General features: G+C 43.9%; 10 protein-coding genes, 2 tRNA genes, 3 rRNA genes and 1 pseudogene. 14 read left to right on the top strand and 2 right to left on the bottom strand.

The features are described from left to right. Window positions 1–20 precede the first annotated feature (20 nt). The 9 genes from lpxA (at window position 21) to BVU_RS01180 (ending at window position 11,409) form a co-directional block, all read left to right on the top strand. The gene (lpxA, locus tag BVU_RS01220) at window positions 21–788 is read left to right on the top strand and encodes an acyl-ACP--UDP-N-acetylglucosamine O-acyltransferase (RefSeq protein ID WP_005853095.1); all 768 of its coding nucleotides are present in this window, start codon (window positions 21–23) and stop codon (window positions 786–788) included. A 29-nt stretch (window positions 789–817) separates the two neighbouring features. Beyond that, a complete protein-coding gene (locus BVU_RS01215; RefSeq protein WP_008782083.1) occupies window positions 818–1,471 on the top strand; it encodes a TetR/AcrR family transcriptional regulator in 654 nt (217 codons plus the stop codon). A 36-nt stretch (window positions 1,472–1,507) separates the two neighbouring features. After that, window positions 1,508–2,833 (top strand): TolC family protein, encoded by a 1,326-nt coding sequence (locus BVU_RS01210; protein WP_005845557.1) that lies wholly within the window; start codon window positions 1,508–1,510, stop codon window positions 2,831–2,833. A 23-nt stretch (window positions 2,834–2,856) separates the two neighbouring features. Continuing rightward, window positions 2,857–3,879, top strand: coding sequence for an efflux RND transporter periplasmic adaptor subunit (locus tag BVU_RS01205; RefSeq protein WP_005845555.1), 1,023 nt, complete (start codon window positions 2,857–2,859; stop codon window positions 3,877–3,879). 81 nt (window positions 3,880–3,960) lie between these two features. Beyond that, the gene (locus tag BVU_RS01200; RefSeq protein WP_005845553.1) at window positions 3,961–7,131 is read left to right on the top strand and encodes an efflux RND transporter permease subunit; all 3,171 of its coding nucleotides are present in this window, start codon (window positions 3,961–3,963) and stop codon (window positions 7,129–7,131) included. A 72-nt stretch (window positions 7,132–7,203) separates the two neighbouring features. Beyond that, window positions 7,204–7,497 carry a PG0541 family transporter-associated protein gene (locus BVU_RS01195; protein ID WP_005845549.1) on the top strand — a complete coding sequence of 98 codons (294 nt, stop codon included), beginning with the start codon at window positions 7,204–7,206 and terminating at the stop codon, window positions 7,495–7,497. A gap of 136 nt (window positions 7,498–7,633) precedes the next feature. Next, window positions 7,634–9,001, top strand: a complete 1,368-nt coding sequence (locus BVU_RS01190; RefSeq protein ID WP_011964672.1) for an SGNH/GDSL hydrolase family protein — start codon at window positions 7,634–7,636, stop codon at window positions 8,999–9,001. Continuing rightward, window positions 8,988–9,950: an SGNH/GDSL hydrolase family protein gene (locus BVU_RS01185; RefSeq protein ID WP_032939080.1), complete on the top strand. Its 963-nt coding sequence runs from the start codon at window positions 8,988–8,990 to the stop codon at window positions 9,948–9,950. Before BVU_RS01190 ends, BVU_RS01185 begins: the two co-directional genes overlap by 14 nt. Continuing rightward, window positions 9,928–11,409, top strand: coding sequence for an MBOAT family O-acyltransferase (locus BVU_RS01180; protein WP_005853110.1), 1,482 nt, complete (start codon window positions 9,928–9,930; stop codon window positions 11,407–11,409). The genes BVU_RS01185 and BVU_RS01180 overlap by 23 nt, the downstream gene beginning before the upstream one ends. A 56-nt stretch (window positions 11,410–11,465) precedes the next feature. Here BVU_RS01180 and BVU_RS22110 read toward each other — a convergent pair. Beyond that, a pseudogene (locus tag BVU_RS22110) lies at window positions 11,466–12,203 on the bottom strand (acyltransferase). Between the two features lie 32 nt (window positions 12,204–12,235). Beyond that, window positions 12,236–12,424 (bottom strand): hypothetical protein, encoded by a 189-nt coding sequence (locus tag BVU_RS22620; protein ID WP_224205187.1) that lies wholly within the window; start codon window positions 12,422–12,424, stop codon window positions 12,236–12,238. A gap of 1,755 nt (window positions 12,425–14,179) precedes the next feature. Here BVU_RS22620 and BVU_RS01160 point away from each other — a divergent pair. The 5 genes from BVU_RS01160 (at window position 14,180) to rrf (ending at window position 19,226) form a co-directional block, all read left to right on the top strand. Continuing rightward, a 16S ribosomal RNA gene (locus BVU_RS01160) occupies window positions 14,180–15,707 on the top strand. 134 nt (window positions 15,708–15,841) lie between these two features. Further along, window positions 15,842–15,915: transfer RNA gene (locus tag BVU_RS01155), tRNA-Ile, on the top strand. A gap of 17 nt (window positions 15,916–15,932) precedes the next feature. Continuing rightward, window positions 15,933–16,006 (top strand) — tRNA-Ala (locus tag BVU_RS01150). A 143-nt stretch (window positions 16,007–16,149) separates the two neighbouring features. Beyond that, window positions 16,150–19,037 (top strand): 23S ribosomal RNA (locus BVU_RS01145). 78 nt (window positions 19,038–19,115) lie between these two features. Next, window positions 19,116–19,226 (top strand): 5S ribosomal RNA (rrf, locus tag BVU_RS01140). Together the 16S, 23S and 5S rRNA genes with 2 tRNA genes alongside form the textbook arrangement of a ribosomal RNA operon. Window positions 19,227–19,231 lie beyond the last annotated feature (5 nt).

Raw genomic sequence — 19,231 nt, 5'->3', positions numbered from 1 at the left:
ACCTTAAAAATAATATGAATATGATTAGTCCGTTAGCTTATGTAGACCCGTCTGCAAAAATCGGGAAAAACGTAACTATTCACCCGTTTGCCTACATTGATAAGAATGTGGAGATAGGTGATGATAATGTAATTATGCCCAACGCCAGCATTATGAGCGGCGCACGCATCGGTAACGGAAATACCATTTATAACGGAGCTGTAATTGCTGCTACTCCGCAAGATTTTAAATATACGGGTGATGATACCATCGCCCGTATAGGTAATAATAATACCATCCGTGAGAATGCGGTTATTATTCGTGCCACTTTCGCCGGAGATGAGACTGTGGTAGGAAGCGGTAACTTTATTATGCAGGGAGCACGTATCTCACATGATGTGACCATCGGTAATAACTGTATTATTGGTAACGGTTCGCAGGTGTCAGGTTGTTGTGTAGTCGAGGATTATGCTATTCTTACTTCCAATGTACTGATGCAGGGAAAGACTCGTTTGGGGACTTATGCCGCCGTACAGGGCGGGTGTCGTTTTACCAAGGATATTCCTCCTTATTGTGTGGCAGCCCATGAGCCTACGGCTTTTTACAGCATCAATACCACCGTGTTGCAACATGAAGGTTTTTCGGAAACGGTTATTAAACATATAGCGCATGCTTTCCGTATATTGTATAAAGTGAATACATCTACAGAGGATGCATTGCGTCGTATTGAAGAACAGGTTCCGTCTAGTCCTGAAATTGTACATCTGATAGAGTTTGTCAGAAGTTCTAAGTTGGGTATTATAAAATAAATGTATCTTTGTCTCCCTTTATGTTAAGAATGAATAGCGTCAGGAAAAAAAGAATGGATAAAACGGTAGTGAAGGAACACATTGTTTTGGCAGCAGCGAAATCATTTGCCCAGAAAGGTGTCAAAACAGTGAGAATGGATGATATTGCTGCCGGATTATCTATATCTAAACGTACGCTTTATGAATTGTTTCATGACAAAGAGGATTTATTACTTGATGTCATGAAGTTACATCGGGAGGAGATGCAGGAATATATGACTCAAGTGGCTTCCAAAGCAGAAAATGTTTTGGAAGTCCTCTTGAAGTTTTTTCAAAGAAGTGCCCAGGATTTTCAGAATACAAACAGGAAATTCTTTGAGGATATTGAGAAATATCCCAAGGTAATGCGTTACATTGACGAAAGCCGGAAGGAGAATTTGGATTCGGCTATGGAATTTTATCGCAAAGGAGTGGAACAAGGCATTTTTAGAAATGATGTAAATTATAATATTGTACGCGCTATGGTATGTGAGCAGATGGATTTGTTGTTGCATTCGGAAATATGCAAGTCCTATTCGCTTGGTGAAATTTATGAAACAGTTGTATTTATGCATATGCGTGGCATTTCCACTGAAAAGGGGTTGAAGATTGTGGATAATTTTTTATTGAATTTAAAAGGAAACGAACATAATAAGTATGGTTAGAAATTAAATAAGTCACTAAATAAAGAATAATAGTTAATGAAATTTTATTGCAAACCTACGTTAACCTTGTTTTTGCTGCTTTATGTAGCAATACAAAGTGCACAAGCACAAGACACATTGAGGATTACCTTACAGGACGCAGTCCGGATAGCATTGAGCGACAATCCCACCATTAAAGTCGCCGGTCAGGAAATCCTGTTAAAGAAAGAAGCCCGCCGGGAAGCTTATGCCGGTCTTTTCCCAGAAGCCAGTTTGGTGGGCAGTTATTCACGAGCCATAAAAAAGCAGTCATTCGCCATGATGGGAGAGGTGATTGAAGTCGGTACAGATAATACTTATAGTGGTGGTCTGTCTGTCAGTCTGCCTGTCTTTGCTCCGGCTCTTTACAAAAGTATCAGTTTGACAAGTACAGATGTGAACCTGGCGGTAGAGAAATCACGTGCTTCACGTCTGGATATGGTAAATCAAGTGACCAAGGCATTTTTTCAGTTGCTTTTGGCACAGGACAGTTATGAAGTGCTGCTTAAAAGTTATAAGCAGAGTGAAGATAATTATAATGTGGTGAAAGCTAAATATGAACAGGGGACTGTCAGTGAATATGATAAGATTAGTGCGGATGTGCAGATGCGCAGCTTGAAACCTACCGTGGTGTCTGCCCGTAACGGAGTGAATTTGGCAAATTTGCAGTTGAAGGTCTTGATGGGAATGGAGTCTGATGTAAAGGTAGCGGTTGAAGGCAATCTGAAGGATTATGAAATGTCTATGTTTACTCGTCAGGCAATGCCTCGTCCAGACAATTTGACAAATAACAGTACGTTGAAGCAATTGGAACTGAATGCATTGCAATTAAAGCAGACGCTGAAGTTGCAGTATACCAACTTTATGCCGACCCTTTCTGCCAGTTTCCAATATATGTATACTTCAATGAATGATAATTTCAAGTTCAAGGAATACGATTGGAGGCCCTATTCTACTATCGGCCTGAATCTAAGCATTCCTTTGTTCAAAGGAAGTAATTTTACTCAATTGAAACAGACCCGTATCCAGATGAAACAACTGGAAGAGAACCGTATCAATACAGAGCGGCAACTCACTATGCAAGCTACCGGTTATTTGGATAATATGGCCGCTAGTACGGAACAGGTGGTAAGTAATAAAGAAGCTGTCTTTCAGGCGGAGAAAGGGCGTACTATTGCCGAAAAAAGATATGAAGTTGGAAAAGGAACTATCTTGGAATTGAATAGTTCGGAAGTGGCTTTAACAGAGGCCCAACTGACTTATAACCAGTCCATCTATGACTATCTGGTAGCTAAAGCTGATTTGGATTTAGTCTTAGGCATTGATGAAGTAACGGAACAATAACACATTAACATAAAGATAACAGTATGAGAAAATATTTTCAATTCGCAGCTTGGCTGGTGGTAACTATGCTGGGGGCATGTTCAGGTGGAACGGAGAGTAAGGAAGCTGCTGATACCGCTATGGAGGACAAACCGGTAGTCCGGCTTGCTTCCGTAACTTCCCGCGATGTAGATCAGATAGAGGAATATACTGCCACTGTTGAAGCGGAAGCGAAAAATAATATAGCTCCGACCTCTCCCGGGCGTATAGACCGTATTTTTGTTGAAGTGGGAGACCATGTATCCAAAGGACAGAAATTAGTACAGATGGATGCGGCAAATCTGAAACAAATGAAATTGCAATTAGAAAATGAAGAAACGGAATTCAGACGTATGGATGAACTGTACAAAGTGGGTGGAGCTTCCAAATCTGAATGGGATGCAGCAAAAACAGCTTTAGATGTACGTCGTACTTCCTATAATAATTTGTTGGAGAATACGCAGTTGTTAAGCCCTATTCATGGAGTGGTTACAGCACGTAATTTTGATAACGGTGATTTATATTCTTCCGCTTCCACTCCTGTGTTGGTCATTGAACAGATCACTCCGGTTAAACTGTTGATCAATGTATCCGAACCTTATTTCCCGAAAGTGACTAAAGGTATGATCGTAAAGGTGAAATTTGATGTGTATGGTGATGAGGAATTCGAAGGGAAAGTTAGTTTGGTGTATCCTACTATTGATGCTGCTACTCATACTTTTCCTGTAGAGGTAAAATTGGCTAATACCCGTCAGCGTATACGTCCGGGAATGTTTGGCCGTGTGACTGTGAGCTTTGGTACATTGCGGCATGTGGTGGTTCCTGATCAGGCTATTGTGAAACGTGCCGGTTCGGGCGACCGTTATGTATATGTCTACAAAGACGGTAAGGTTTCTTATAATAAAGTAGAATTGGGACGTCGGATGGGAACCGAATATGAATTGATTTCCGGGGTGGAGGATAATTCGCAGGTGGTGGTTGCCGGTCAGACCCGTTTGGCCGATGGTGTGGAAGTGGCAGTAAATTAAAAATTGAGAATTAGTTGATAATACTCCATATTTATTTACCTATATATGATTTTTTAGTTCTTAATTTTTAATTTAACAAACATGAGTTTATACGAAGGAGCGGTTAAAAAACCGATTATGACCTCGTTATGCTTTTTGGCCGTAGCGATCTTTGGTCTGTTCTCATTGTCGAAACTTCCGGTAGACTTGTATCCCGATATTGATACCAATACCATTATGGTTATGACATCTTATCAGGGTGCCAGTGCTTCCGATATAGAGAACAACGTAACCCGTCCGTTGGAAAATACGTTGAACTCGGTTAGTAATTTGAAACATATTACATCCAAGTCTTCAGAAAATATATCAGTTATCACTTTGGAATTCGAATATGGCTATGATATTGATGTGTTGACTAATGATGTGCGTGATAAATTGGATATGGTGAGTTCGGAGCTTCCCGATGAAGTCAATACTCCGATTATCTTTAAGTTCAGTACGGATATGATTCCTATCCTGCTGTTGTCCGTTCAGGCAGAAGAAAGTCAGCCGGCTCTGTATAAGATATTGGATGATAATGTAGTAAATCCTTTGGCTCGTGTTCCCGGTGTGGGAACGGTGTCCATTGCCGGTGCGCCGAAGCGTGAGGTGAATATTTATTGTGATCCCAACAAACTGGAAGCATATGATCTGACGATTGAGACCATCAGTTCCATTGTCGGGGCTGAAAATAAGAATACTCCGGGTGGAACTTTCGATGTGGGCAGTAATACCTATTCCTTGCGTGTGGAAGGAGAATTCAAGGACCCGAAAGAAATGGAGAATATCGTAGTGGGTATACGCAATGGTGCTTCGGTGTATTTGCGTGACGTGGCAACGGTAGTCGATTCTGTAGAAGAACGTGCTCAGGAAACCTATAATAACGGGGTGCAGGGAGCCATGATTGTTGTACAGAAACAATCGGGAGCAAACTCAGTGAACATTTCCCGGAAAGTAATGGAGCAGTTGCCTAAGTTACAGAAGTCACTGCCCAGTGATGTGAAACTGGGGGTTATTGTGAACACTTCGGATAATATTTTGAATACCATCGACAGTTTGACGGAAACTATTATGTATGCCATTCTGTTTGTGGTCTTGGTGGTATTTGTTTTCTTAGGTCGTTGGCGTGCTACGGTGATTATCTGTATCACTATCCCCATGTCATTGATTGCCTCCTTTATTTATTTGGCTATCACGGATGGGGGATCTCTGAATATTATTTCTTTGTCGTGCCTTTCTATTGCGATTGGTAATGTGGTGGATGACGCTATTGTTGTTTTGGAAAACGTAACGACCCATATCGAGCGTGGCTCCGAGCCGAAACAGGCGGCTATCCATGGAACAAATGAGGTGGCAATTTCTGTTATCGCATCCACATTGACCATGATTGCGGTATTCTTCCCGTTGACGATGGTCAGTGGTATGTCGGGAGTTTTGTTCCGTCAGTTGGGCTGGATGATGTGTGTCATTATGACTATTTCTACTATCTCGGCTCTGTCATTTACTCCGATGATGTGTGCGCAGATGCTTCGCTTGCAAAAAAAACAAAGTAAGTGGTTTGTCACATTCTACAAACCGATAGAACGTGCGTTGGATGGATTGGATAACTGGTATCAGAAACGTTTGAACTGGGCTGTCCGTCACCGCAAGACCATTATTGCCGGTTGTTTCGGGTTCTTTCTGCTGAGTCTGATTTGTGCGAAAGGAATTGGTACAGAGTTTTTTCCGTCACAAGACAACAGTCGTATTTCTGTTCAATTACAATTGCCTATCGGAGCTCGCGTAGAGCGTGCCCAGGCATTGGCCCAGGAGCTGACCGAAAGGTGGCTGAAGAAATATGAAGGGGTGATGCGTATCTGTAACTATACTGTGGGACAGGCTGATGCGGATAATACTTGGGCTTCTATTCAGGATAATGGTAGCCATATCATTTCATTCAATATCAACCTTTATAATCCCGATCAGCGTTCTGTTACGTTGGCAGAAGTCTGCGATGGTATGCGTGAGGATCTGAAAGCCTATCCCGAACTGGATAAAGCCCAGGTTATCCTGGGTGGTAGCAGTGGAGGCATGGGTGGACAGGCCACTGCCGATTTTGAAATCTATGGATATGATTTTACAGAAACAGATAAGGCAGCCGCTGAATTGAAAGAAGCTTTATTGAAAGTGAACGGTGTGTCTGAGGTGAATATCAGCCGTCAGGATTATCAGCCGGAATATCAGGTGGATTTTGATCGTGAAAAACTGGCTTTACACGGTTTGAATCTTTCTACAGCAGCTTTGTATCTGCGTAACCGTGTTAATGGTGCTTTATCTTCTTACTATCGGGAAGATGGTGACGAATATGATATCAAGGTGCGTTATGCTCCCCAGTTCCGTACCAGTATTGAAAGTTTGGAGAATATTCTGATTTATACCAATGAAGGTAAAGCGATTCGGGTGAAAGATATCGGCACGGTAGTGGAGCGTTCAGCTCCTCCTACTATTGAACGTAAAGACCGTGAACGTATTGTAACAGTATCTGCTGTGATTTCAGGTGCGCCTTTAGGTAGTGTGGTGGCAGCGGGTGAGTCTATTATTGATAAGATGGATTTACCTGGCGGTATCAGTATCCAGGTGGCAGGGTCTTATGAGGATCAGCAGGATTCATTCAGCGATCTGGGAACTTTGGCTGTTTTGATTATTATATTGGTATTTATTGTAATGGCTGCCCAGTTTGAGTCTCTGACCTATCCGTTTATCATTATGTTCTCTATTCCGTTTGCATTCAGTGGGGTATTGATGGCATTGTATGGAACGGGGACTACATTGAATGTCATGAGTTTGTTGGGAGGTATCATGTTGATTGGTATCGTAGTGAAGAATGGTATCGTGCTTATTGATTACATTACCTTATGTCGTGAGCGGGGTATGTCTGTTATTCATTCGGTCGTTGTTTCGGGCCGTAGTCGTTTACGTCCGGTTTTAATGACCACTTTGACCACTATTCTGGGCATGGTGCCGATGGCGATAGGAGGAGGGGAAGGTTCTGAAATGTGGCAGCCTTTAGGGGTGTCCGTAATCGGTGGTTTGACTGTATCTACCGTGCTCACCTTGATTTTGGTTCCGGTGCTCTACTGTTCATTTGCGGGTACAGGTATCAAGCGTAACCGTAAGAAGATGAAAGCTTCCCGTGAACTGAATGACTATTATCAAGCACATAAGACGGAGATGACCAAAGGCAAAAAAGAATAATTAATATAGTTGTTATCCGGATTGAAATGAATAGGAGACCGGATGACAGAACTTAAAATAAAAAATGGAATAATGAAATCAGTTTTCATCACTTTCGACCAAGCTTTTTACGAACGTATTCTGGCGTTGTTGGACCGTCAGAATTGTCGTGGATTCAGTTATTGGCAGCAGTTGCAGGGGCGCGGCTCTGTAAAAGGAGAACCGCATTATGGCAGTCACGCGTGGCCCAGTATGTGCTCGGCCATTATGACAGTGGTAGATGATACTAAAGTGGAGCCTTTATTGGACGCTTTGCATAAAATGGATAAGGAAACCGAACAATTGGGATTACGTGCTTTTGTGTGGAACATAGAAAAGACGATTTGAATCTGTCTTTTCATCATTAAAGAAAAAGACTGTTGCCCTCTTTCTGGCGCAGTCTTTTTTCTTTTTTTAGCCTCTATCATGAAGTACTCCGTCTAAAAAATCACTACTTTTGCGGTTAATTTACAAATATAGCAATATGAAAAACTATATACCGGCCACTTTTCTTCTCACTCTTATTGTAGTAGGAGTGTTAATGGGGCTGTATTTCCTCCCCTCCATGTCGGTGGGCGGCAAACCGTTGCGCAAGGTGGACCTGCTGGCTGATATCCGTCCGGATGTGGAAGAAGAAGTATGTGATTCCGACACCATTGTCCTTCCTCCTCCTGTAAAACCTATTTTTGTGGATACATGTAAAACGGGTATTACCTGTATTGAGGATTATTCGGATTCCACCATGCGGGGAATGAAACATTTTTATGAGGCACTTTCCAAAGTGAAAACCATGAAACGCCCTGTGCGTATCGCTTACTTCGGTGATTCTTTTATAGAAGCTGATATTTTTACTGCCGATTTGCGCGAAATGCTTCAACAAGAATTTGGTGGTTGCGGAGTGGGATATGTTCCTGTAACCTCTTCCATCAGCGGTTACCGTCCTACGGTACGCCATACTTTTGGGGGATGGAGCAGTCATTCATCCAATGACTCCGTTGGTTTTGATAAAATGCAGCAAGATATTTCCGGACATTATTTTTTTCCTCGTGAAGGTGCTTATGTACAGTTGAAAGGACAGAGTAAATACGCTTCCCGACTGGATACCTGTGAGGTTTCTACTTTTTATTTCCTGAATAAAGGTTTTGCCGCTGTCCGTTCTAAAGTGAATAATGCTGCGGAAGGAGAGTTACATGAGGAAGTAGGAACAGGAGGTGTGCAGGCTGTTTCGGTGAGAGGAAGGATAGGACAAGTACGGTGGAGTGTGGAACAAGCTGATTCTGTTACTTTCTATGGAGTGGCTATGGACGGCAGGCAGGGAATATCTTTGGATAATTTTAGCGTACGTGGTAGCAGTGGGCTTCATTTACGTAGTATTCCTTTACATACGCTTTGCGATTTCCAACGTCTTCGTCCATACGATTTGATTGTGGTCCAATATGGTTTGAATGTGGCTACGGAACGGGGAGTAAAATACGATGGCTATAAGAAAGGGATGCTTTCGGTGATAGAACATTTGAAGACAGCTTTTCCTGAAACCAGCATTTTACTGGTCAGTGTGGGTGACCGTGAATATAAAAACGAGAATGGAGATCTCCGCACCATGCCCGGAGTCAAGAATCTTATCCGTTATCAACAGTCCATTGCGGCTGATAGCCATATCGCTTTTTGGAATATGTATGAGGCAATGGGAGGTCAAGGAAGCATTGTCGATATGATCGGGCAAAAAATGGCGAATCTTGATTATACCCATATCAATTTTAAGGGAGGCAAGCATTTGGCAGGTATCTTATTTGAAACATTGATGTATGGCAAAGAGCAATATGAAAGACGGAAAGCCTATGAGGAGGAATAACAGATTTCCTGGTCTGTCCGGTATAGCAATGGTATTGTTCCTGTTCTTGCTGTTTCCATGTCTTTATGCTCAGGATGCTATTCCGGCATTGTCCCGGCCGTTGGAGCCGCTTCGCATACCCGGTGAAACAAAGGAAATGCATCGGGGCATGCGGCTGATAACAGTACATGATTCACTTCCGGCGAGTTTTACTCATTCTTTGGATAATGTGATAGAAGATGAGAACCGTTCGCTTTCTCCTTTCTTTCAAAAGTTGAATGATATGACAGGACCGGTACGGATAGTCCATATAGGTGATTCTCATGTGCGGGGGCATCTTTATCCATTAATAACCCGTCGTCGTCTGGAACATGATTTTGGTGCTGAGGCTGTTTATCCTGATGTTATTTCATATCGTACCGGTGGGTTGGCACATGAAACGGGCGAACCGGGTATTGTTTATCATATGATTGGCATTAATGGAGCTACTTCTGTTACTTTTTCTGATGATGAAAAAATAAAAGAAATAGCTTCTTTGCATCCCGATCTGATTATTGTTTCTTTTGGAACCAATGAGGCACATAGCCGCCGTTATCTGGCTCAGGCTCACAAAATGCAGATAGGCAGACTGTTGGGTATGTTGAAAGCAGCCTGTCCTGAAGCGGCTTTTTTACTGACTACACCTCCCGGAGCATACGTGGGACGTCGTCGTGCACGTACCATTAATCCGAGAACCGTAACGGCGGCGCGTATTATAAAGGAGTATGCACAAGAGAATAAAATGGCAGTTTGGGATATGTATAATATAGTAGGAGGAAAGACAGATGCTTGTCGTAACTGGACGAAGCACCACATGCTTCGTGCGGATGGCATTCATTTCACTCCCGATGGATATCGTTTACAAGGTAATTTATTACATCAGGCACTGATTAAAGCGTATAATGAATATGTGGCAACTGGATTGGAGTAAACTGGCTGAGGTATTGACTTATAATGCCAAGCAACCGATGATTTTTAGCAGCGGCTTGTTTTTGTTTCTGTTTTTAGGCTTTAGCCTGATTTATATGTTATTGCAGAAGAAGGATACGGCACGCATCCTGTTTGTAACGCTGTTTTCTTATTATTTTTATTATAAGAGTAGCGGTTTTTATTTTTTCTTGCTGGGGGTGGTGACAGTGACGGATTTCTTGCTGGCAGGGCGTATGGCGAATACCGAAACTCAATGGAAACGGAGGGTTTTGCTGCTGGCAAGTCTGGGAATAAATTTAGGATTGCTCTGTTATTTCAAGTACACCAATTTCTTTTATCAGATACTGGCTCCTTTGTGGAATGGGAAATTCCAGCCGTTGGATATTTTCTTGCCGGTGGGAATATCGTTCTTCACTTTCCAGTCTTTAAGTTATACCATAGATGTTTACCGTCGTGAGCTGGTTCCTTTGAACAGGTTGCTGGATTATACATTTTATGTGTCTTTTTTTCCGCAGCTGGTAGCGGGGCCTATTGTACGTGCCCGCGATTTTATTCCTCAAATCAGGCAACCGCTGTTTGTTTCCTCGGAGATGTTTGGCACTGGTGTTTTCTTTATCATCAGCGGATTATTCAAGAAAGCTGTAATCTCCGATTATATCAGTGTAAATTTTGTGGAACGTATTTTTGATAATCCGGCTCTTTATTCCGGGGTTGAGAATTTGTTTGGTGTATATGGGTATGCTTTACAGATTTATTGTGACTTTTCCGGATATAGTGATATGGCTATCGGGTTTGCTTTGCTGTTGGGTTTCCGTTTCCCTATGAACTTTAATTCGCCTTATAAAGCCGATAGTATAACCGATTTCTGGCATCGTTGGCATATCTCTCTTTCTACATGGTTGCGAGATTACCTTTATATCTCATTGGGGGGAAACCGCAAGGGGAAGGTCCGTACTTATATTAATTTGTGCCTTACTATGTTGTTAGGTGGTTTGTGGCATGGTGCATCTTGGAATTTTGTGATATGGGGGGGATTTCATGGAATAGCACTGGCTGCACAGAAATTCTGGCGTAACTTGCTGCATAAGCCTAAGACGGCTGGCAGTAAGGGCATTCGTAAATTTTTTGCAGTTCTTGTTACTTTCAATTTTGTTTGTTTCTGCTGGATATTTTTCCGTAATACGACTTTTGAAGCTTCGGTTGTTATGTTGAAGCAGATATGTACAGCTTTCCATCCCGAGGTATTCATGCAGCTGATAGAAGGTTATTGGAAAGTGTTTGTTTTGATGGGAATAGGGTATTTGCTGCATTTTGCTCCTGATAGTTGGCAGAATGCGTGTTGTCGTGGAGTGGTAAAATTACCTTTATTGGGAAAGGCATTATTGTTGGTAGTACTGATTTATTTGGTTATCCAGATAAAGAGCAGTGATATTCAGCCGTTTATTTATTTCCAGTTCTAACGGAATAGTTATCAAATCGGGGGTCTGACTAGCTATCTTTTCAGACACCCTAAATACTATTCTAGTAAGTATTTATTAATGCATCTACGATCCCAATTTATACCTCTCTTTACAATTTTTGCAGGGATGCCTGCTAATATTATATTCGGTTCGTTGAATACTTTGGTTACAATACTTCCCCAACCCACAATACTGTTATCGGGTATTTTTGTATTTTTACCAATCTTTACATCTTTCCCTACCCATGCATGCTTGCCTATTTCTATACTTTGAGCAAAATTAATCGGTTCTCTCTTTAAATTTGTTATAGTATGTGCGTCGGTACACCAAATATCAATGCCCCAGCTTAATTGACTGTCTTCTCCTATGCTAACATTTGATTTATCTTCTTGTAAATATAAAGTAACTCCATTGATAACTACACGATTACCTATATCAACTCTACAATTATTGGCAACTCTTGAAACACCAGTTCCCAAACCGGGCAACTGGCCGATGATGAGTTTTAGTCCACTCATCCCTAGTATGTTGGAATAGTGTAAAATGATTGTTCCTAAATTAACCGTGTTATCGTTTCCCTTGATAATCAATAGAAAACCTTCGTTAAGAAGTAGTTTTTCAACATTCTATTCTGAATCGAAATGCATGGAAACATGATTGTTGTTTCCTGTAATTATGATATGGGATTGATGGATGATTTGATTGAATTGTTCATGATGGGAGGATATACAATCTATTTTCTTATGTGGTAAAATAATTGTAATTTCATTGCCTTGACCGTTGATGTTTTTCATCTCATCCTAATTTGATGGATTGTACAATTTTTTTATTTTATATTTGAAGAGTATTCTTGTATTATCGCGTTGGTTAGTTTAGAGAATATTTCCGGAGACAGTAAATAAAAAGGAGTGTCTTCTTTTTCTTTTTCAAAGCGTATAAATAGATGTTTGATGTCTCGAACTTCCGGATATTCATAAGCTTCTATTCTTTCTATATGTATTCCTTCTTGTTTCAATTGTTTTAATATGTGTTTCCATTGCTGCTTGGATAGGAACCGGCATACATCATATAAGGAGAGGGGTGTTCCGTCCGAAGCTGTTATGATAGTAGAAGTTATATTCATTTTGATGATTTGATGAGGACAAATATAGCAATAAAAAATTATATAGTTTATGGGGGCATTGACTAAATGCCAGAATATTATTTATTTTCAGTTCTCTTTATGATATAAAGTGGGGATGAAACTTGCAAACTTGCAAAACTTGCAGCACTTCCACACCCACACACGTGCGCGTACATTATAATGTGGAAAAATGAGAGAACATAAGGAGAATGTGACAAGCAAGGGTGGAGGAGGACAAACGGACGATGCAGGGGAGAGCTGAAATGGAGGAAAGCATGACGGAGCACAGAAAGTGGAGCGGGGAAAAGGGAGAGATGTGACAGGATCTTTGGTGGAAAGAGGAGGGGCCGTATAAGAAGAAAAAAGGAAAGCGGAAGACAGAAACCGGAATCGGACAGACACAGGTGGCAAAGGGATGACTGCCCGAATCTTCAGCAGGTACTTGTATAGGCCGGGCCTTCCGCCAATCATGCTGGTACAGCTTGTACAATCCTGGGGAGAACAAGCTGTCGGCATGAGGAATAACGTGTTATCAATCTAAATGGAACACGTTACTAACGTGCAGGCCTGTATGTTAGTAACGTATAGGGCCACACGTTACTAACTTTACGGAACACATGTTACTAACCTTTCGGAACATATGAACTGTATGAAGACGCACGGCATGGCATCCTGTTCCGAGGCACTGTCCTGCCAGAAGACCTGCCAGCTGCTGTTCTTCAGCCGGCACTGGCTGTAGTAATGGTCTTTTAAAGAAATTTCCTCATCAAGACGCATATATTTCGCAAAAGAGAAAAAACGTGAACAAGAAAACAGGAGGAGATCAGATCATTCACAGATCACAATAAAGAAATAGAGTGGAATTCTGGAACATATTATTTTGTTGCATTATAATGTACGCGCACGTGTGTGGGTGTGGAGATGCTGCAAGTTTTGCAAGTTTGCAAGTTTGCCTTCCGTTTTTCCGTCTTTTCTTGTTTTCCGTCTGCTGTTTTCGTATGGGCCCCTTCCTTTTTTCCGTCCTTATACGCGCGTGCGAATATTATAATGTGTGTGTCTTTTTCCTCCGGTGTCCTCCGTTATAAAAACATGCTTTGTAACACATCTGTTATTCAGAGTATTACAAAAAAGTTTCAGGAAATCCGTATAATTTTTCCTTCGTATGTTTGCTGGTAATCGTTAAAAGGTCTACCTTTGCATCCGCAATCGAGAGAGATGCGGCACTTCAGACAGTGTGTGACTGACTTGGTGAAACAAACGTAGGAGAGTTTTCCTTGACAGTGTCTGCACCCAGTATCTTACCTTAGCGGGGCTAAGGGAGCGAGAACGGATAAGACGTGGGGAGGATGGACGTCCCGCCTTTTATGGAAGTTTCGAAAAAAAACTTTTTCAAAAAAAACTTTCGAAAACATTTGGCGGTTACGATAAAATCTCTTACCTTTGCATCCGCTTTCGGAAACGATGGCAAAACATAAATGAGAGTTCTTTGAAAGATTTAAGATAAACAAACAAGTAGTACAAGCCGGTGCACCGTATGTGATATATATATATGGTGTACGGAAAAAACAAGAACCGTCAATATTGATATTGATAGATTTGGAATCCTTGAGCAGATTATCAACTGAATAGTTGGAAAAAGATATTATTACAATGAAGAGTTTGATCCTGGCTCAGGATGAACGCTAGCTACAGGCTTAACACATGCAAGTCGAGGGGCAGCATGGTCTTAGCTTGCTAAGGCCGATGGCGACCGGCGCACGGGTGAGTAACACGTATCCAACCTGCCGTCTACTCTTGGACAGCCTTCTGAAAGGAAGATTAATACAAGATGGCATCATGAGTCCGCATGTTCACATGATTAAAGGTATTCCGGTAGACGATGGGGATGCGTTCCATTAGATAGTAGGCGGGGTAACGGCCCACCTAGTCTTCGATGGATAGGGGTTCTGAGAGGAAGGTCCCCCACATTGGAACTGAGACACGGTCCAAACTCCTACGGGAGGCAGCAGTGAGGAATATTGGTCAATGGGCGAGAGCCTGAACCAGCCAAGTAGCGTGAAGGATGACTGCCCTATGGGTTGTAAACTTCTTTTATAAAGGAATAAAGTCGGGTATGGATACCCGTTTGCATGTACTTTATGAATAAGGATCGGCTAACTCCGTGCCAGCAGCCGCGGTAATACGGAGGATCCGAGCGTTATCCGGATTTATTGGGTTTAAAGGGAGCGTAGATGGATGTTTAAGTCAGTTGTGAAAGTTTGCGGCTCAACCGTAAAATTGCAGTTGATACTGGATATCTTGAGTGCAGTTGAGGCAGGCGGAATTCGTGGTGTAGCGGTGAAATGCTTAGATATCACGAAGAACTCCGATTGCGAAGGCAGCCTGCTAAGCTGCAACTGACATTGAGGCTCGAAAGTGTGGGTATCAAACAGGATTAGATACCCTGGTAGTCCACACGGTAAACGATGAATACTCGCTGTTTGCGATATACTGCAAGCGGCCAAGCGAAAGCGTTAAGTATTCCACCTGGGGAGTACGCCGGCAACGGTGAAACTCAAAGGAATTGACGGGGGCCCGCACAAGCGGAGGAACATGTGGTTTAATTCGATGATACGCGAGGAACCTTACCCGGGCTTAAATTGCAGATGAATTACGGTGAAAGCCGTAAGCCGCAAGGCATCTGTGAAGGTGCTGCATGGTTGTCGTCAGCTCGTGCCGTGAGGTGTCGGCTTAAGTGCCATAACGAGCGCAACCCTTGTTGTCAGTTACTAACAGGTTCCGCTGAGGACTCTGACAAGACTGCCATCGTAAGATGTGAGGAAGGTGGGGATGACGTCAAATCAGCACGGCCCTTACGTCCGGGGCTACACACGTGTTACAATGGGGGGTACAGAGGGCCGCTACCACGCGAGTGGATGCCAATCCCCAAAACCTCTCTCAGTTCGGACTGGAGTCTGCAACCCGACTCCACGAAGCTGGATTCGCTAGTAATCGCGCATCAGCCACGGCGCGGTGAATACGTTCCCGGGCCTTGTACACACCGCCCGTCAAGCCATGGGAGCCGGGGGTACCTGAAGTGCGTAACCGCGAGGAGCGCCCTAGGGTAAAACTGGTGACTGGGGCTAAGTCGTAACAAGGTAGCCGTACCGGAAGGTGCGGCTGGAACACCTCCTTTCTGGAGAGGACGAAAGATCGATAAGGTTTTTGTTCTTGTACTGCTGGTGTTGTTTATTCAAGATATGATTCCGTAATGATACGGAAGAGAGAAAGTAAGAAGCCGGGTCTAATCAAACAGACTAGGTTGAACTTAGTCCTATAGCTCAGTTGGTTAGAGCGCTACACTGATAATGTAGAGGTCGGCAGTTCAACTCTGCCTGGGACTACGAACGGAATCAAGTTCGGGGGATTAGCTCAGCTGGCTAGAGCATCTGCCTTGCACGCAGAGGGTCAACGGTTCGAATCCGTTATTCTCCACTCCATCGGAAACGTAAGAAACGAAGATGAACGATCTATGACATATTGTACAAGCAAACAGTAATTTTAGTAGTAAAGAGCTGAAAGTATATATCATCCCGCTACCAACGGAACGCAAAAACCGTTGTGTGAGTGAATGAATAAAGAAAGTAAAAAAGGGCGCATGGCGGATGCCTTGGCTCTCGGAGGCGATGAAGGACGTGATAAGCTGCGATAAGCTTTGGGGAGGTGCAAATGACCTTTGATCCAGAGATTTCCGAATGGGACAACCCAATATCTTGAAGAGGTATTATCCAACGTTGTTGGAGGCTAACGCAGGGAACTGAAACATCTTAGTACCTGCAGGAAAAGAAAATAAACAATGATTCCCCCAGTAGTGGCGAGCGAACGGGGAACAGCCCAAACCATCCATGTTACGGCATGGGTGGGGTTGTAGGACTACGCCGTTGCATGAAGACATCAGAGAAGAACTTTCTGGAAAGAAAGACCATAGAGCATGACAGTTGCGTATTCGAACGTTGTCGAAGCATAGTAGTATCCTGAGTAGCGCGGAGCACGAGGAATTCTGCGTGAATCTGCCGGGACCATCCGGTAAGGCTAAATACTCCCGAGAGACCGATAGCGAACCAGTACCGTGAGGGAAAGGTGAAAAGCACTTCGAACAGAAGAGTGAAATAGTTCCTGAAACCGTGCGCCTACAAGCGGTCGGAGCTCGTTAATGAGTGACGGCGTGCCTTTTGCATAATGAACCTACGAGTTGCCTTTGCCGGCAAGGTTAAGTGTGACGACACACGTATCCGAAGCGAAAGCGAGTCTGAACAGGGCGTATAGTCGGCAGTGGCAGACGCGAAACCAAGTGATCTACCCTTGGCCAGGTTGAAGGCTGGGTAACACCAGCTGGAGGACCGCACCAATAAGCGTTGAAAAGCTTCTGGATGAGCTGAGGGTAGGGGTGAAAGGCTAATCAAACTTGGAGATAGCTCGTACTCCCCGAAATGCATTTAGGTGCAGCCTTGCGGGTTACTGATGTGAGGTAGAGCGACTGATAAGATGCGAGGGCTTCACCGCCTATCAAGTCTTGACAAACTCCGAATGCGCATCAGTTCTACCGCAGGAGTGAGGGCATGGGTGCTAAGGTCCGTGCCCGAGAGGAGAAGAATCCGGACCACCTGCTAAGGTCCCGAAATGACAGCTAAGTTAAACTAACGAAGTCTGACTGCTAAGACAGCTAGGATGTTGGCTTGGAAGCAGCCATTCATTTAAAGAGTGCGTAACAGCTCACTAGTCGAGGAGTCGGGCGTGGATAATAATCGGGTATTAAGTTGTCTACCGAAGCAGTGGGATCATTAATATGATCGGTAGGGGAGCATTCCAGTCAGCGTCGAAGGCGTACCGTGAGGTATTCTGGAGCGTCTGGAAAAGCAAATGTAGGTATAAGTAACGATAAAGGGGGCGGGAAACCCCCTCGCCGAAAGACTAAGGTTTCCTGATCAACGCTAATCGGATCAGGGTCAGTCGGGTCCTAAGGCTCAGCCGAACGGCGATGCCGATGGCAGAAACGGTTAATATTCCGTTACTACCTTCAGGAGTGACGTGGAGACGCAGTAGTGACAGTGCCGCCATCTGACGGAATAGATGGTTGAAGGGTGTAGGAGTCGATCATGGCAGGCAAATCCACCATGAGATCCGAACCTGATAGTATGCCGCGTCCTTCGGGACAAGGCAATAGTGCGCGTAAGCATGCTGCCGAGAAAATCCGCTAAACTTAATCCTGCAGGTACCCGTACCGCAAACGGACACACGTAGTCGGGATGAATATTCTAAGGCGCTTGAGTGATTCACGGTTAAGGAACTAGGCAAACTGACCCTGTAACTTCGGGATAAAGGGTCCCTACCCTTTTATGGGAGGGCGCAGAGAATCGGTCCAGGCAACTGTTTAACAAAAACACAGGGCTGTGCCAAATCGAAAGATCCAGTATACAGCCTGACACCTGCCCAGTGCTGGAAGGTTAAGAGGAGATGTCATCGATAAGAGAAGCGTTGAATTGAAGCCCCAGTAAACGGCGGCCGTAACTATAACGGTCCTAAGGTAGCGAAATTCCTTGTCGGGTAAGTTCCGACCTGCACGAATGGTGTAATGATCTGGACGCTGTCTCAACCGTGAGCTCAGTGAAATTGTAGTATCGGTGAAGATGCCGATTACCCGCGATGGGACGAAAAGACCCCGTGAACCTTTACTATAGCTTATCATTGAATCTGGGCACGTGATGTGTAGGATAGGTCGGAGGCTTTGAAGCAGGTACGCCAGTATTTGTGGAGCCGCTGTTGAAATACGACCCTTTATTTGTTTGGATTCTAACCCGTGGAACGGGGACATTGATTGGTGGGTAGTTTGACTGGGGTGGTCGCCTCCAAAAGCGTAACGGAGGCTTCTAAAGGTGCCCTCCGGCCGATTGGTAACCGGCCTTAGAGTGTAATGGCATAAGGGCGCTTGACTGGGAGACTGACAAGTCGATCAGGTAGGAAACTAGAGCATAGTGATCCGGTGTTTCCGTATGGAAGGGACATCGCTCAAAGGATAAAAGGTACTCCGGGGATAACAGGCTGATCCCTCCCAAGAGCTCATATCGACGGAGTGGTTTGGCACCTCGATGTCGGCTCGTCACATCCTGGGGCTGGAGAAGGTCCCAAGGGTTGGGCTGTTCGCCCATTAAAGTGGCACGCGAGCTGGGTTCAGAACGTCGTGAGACAGTTCGGTCTCTATCTATCGTGGGCGTATGAAATTTGCGTGGCTCTGACACTAGTACGAGAGGACCGTGTTGGACAGACCTCTGGTTTGCCGGTTGTGCCGCCAGGTGCATTGCCGGGTATCTAAGTCTGGATCGGATAAGTGCTGAAAGCATCTAAGTACGAAGCCGGCCACAAGATTAGATTTCTCAGGGTCGTTGTAGACTACGACGTTGATAGGATGCAGGTGTAAAGATGGAGACATCAAAGCCGAGCATTACTAATTGCCCGTTCACTTTCCTTATATGTCGGATGGTGTATACCTTTGGTTTTTACTACAGAATGAAATTACGATAACAGCTCAACAATATGTCAACCTTATTCAGGTGGCTATAGCACAAGGGTTCCACCTCTTCCCATTCCGAACAGAGAAGTTAAGCCTTGTCACGCCGATGGTACTGCGTCACAGTGGGAGAGTAGGTAGCCGCCGTTTTGATT

This window comes from Phocaeicola vulgatus ATCC 8482, assembly GCF_000012825.1.
In the GTDB taxonomy this organism is placed as follows: Bacteria; Bacteroidota; Bacteroidia; order Bacteroidales; family Bacteroidaceae; genus Phocaeicola; species Phocaeicola vulgatus.
This window is presented reverse-complemented; position numbering and strand designations above follow the sequence as displayed.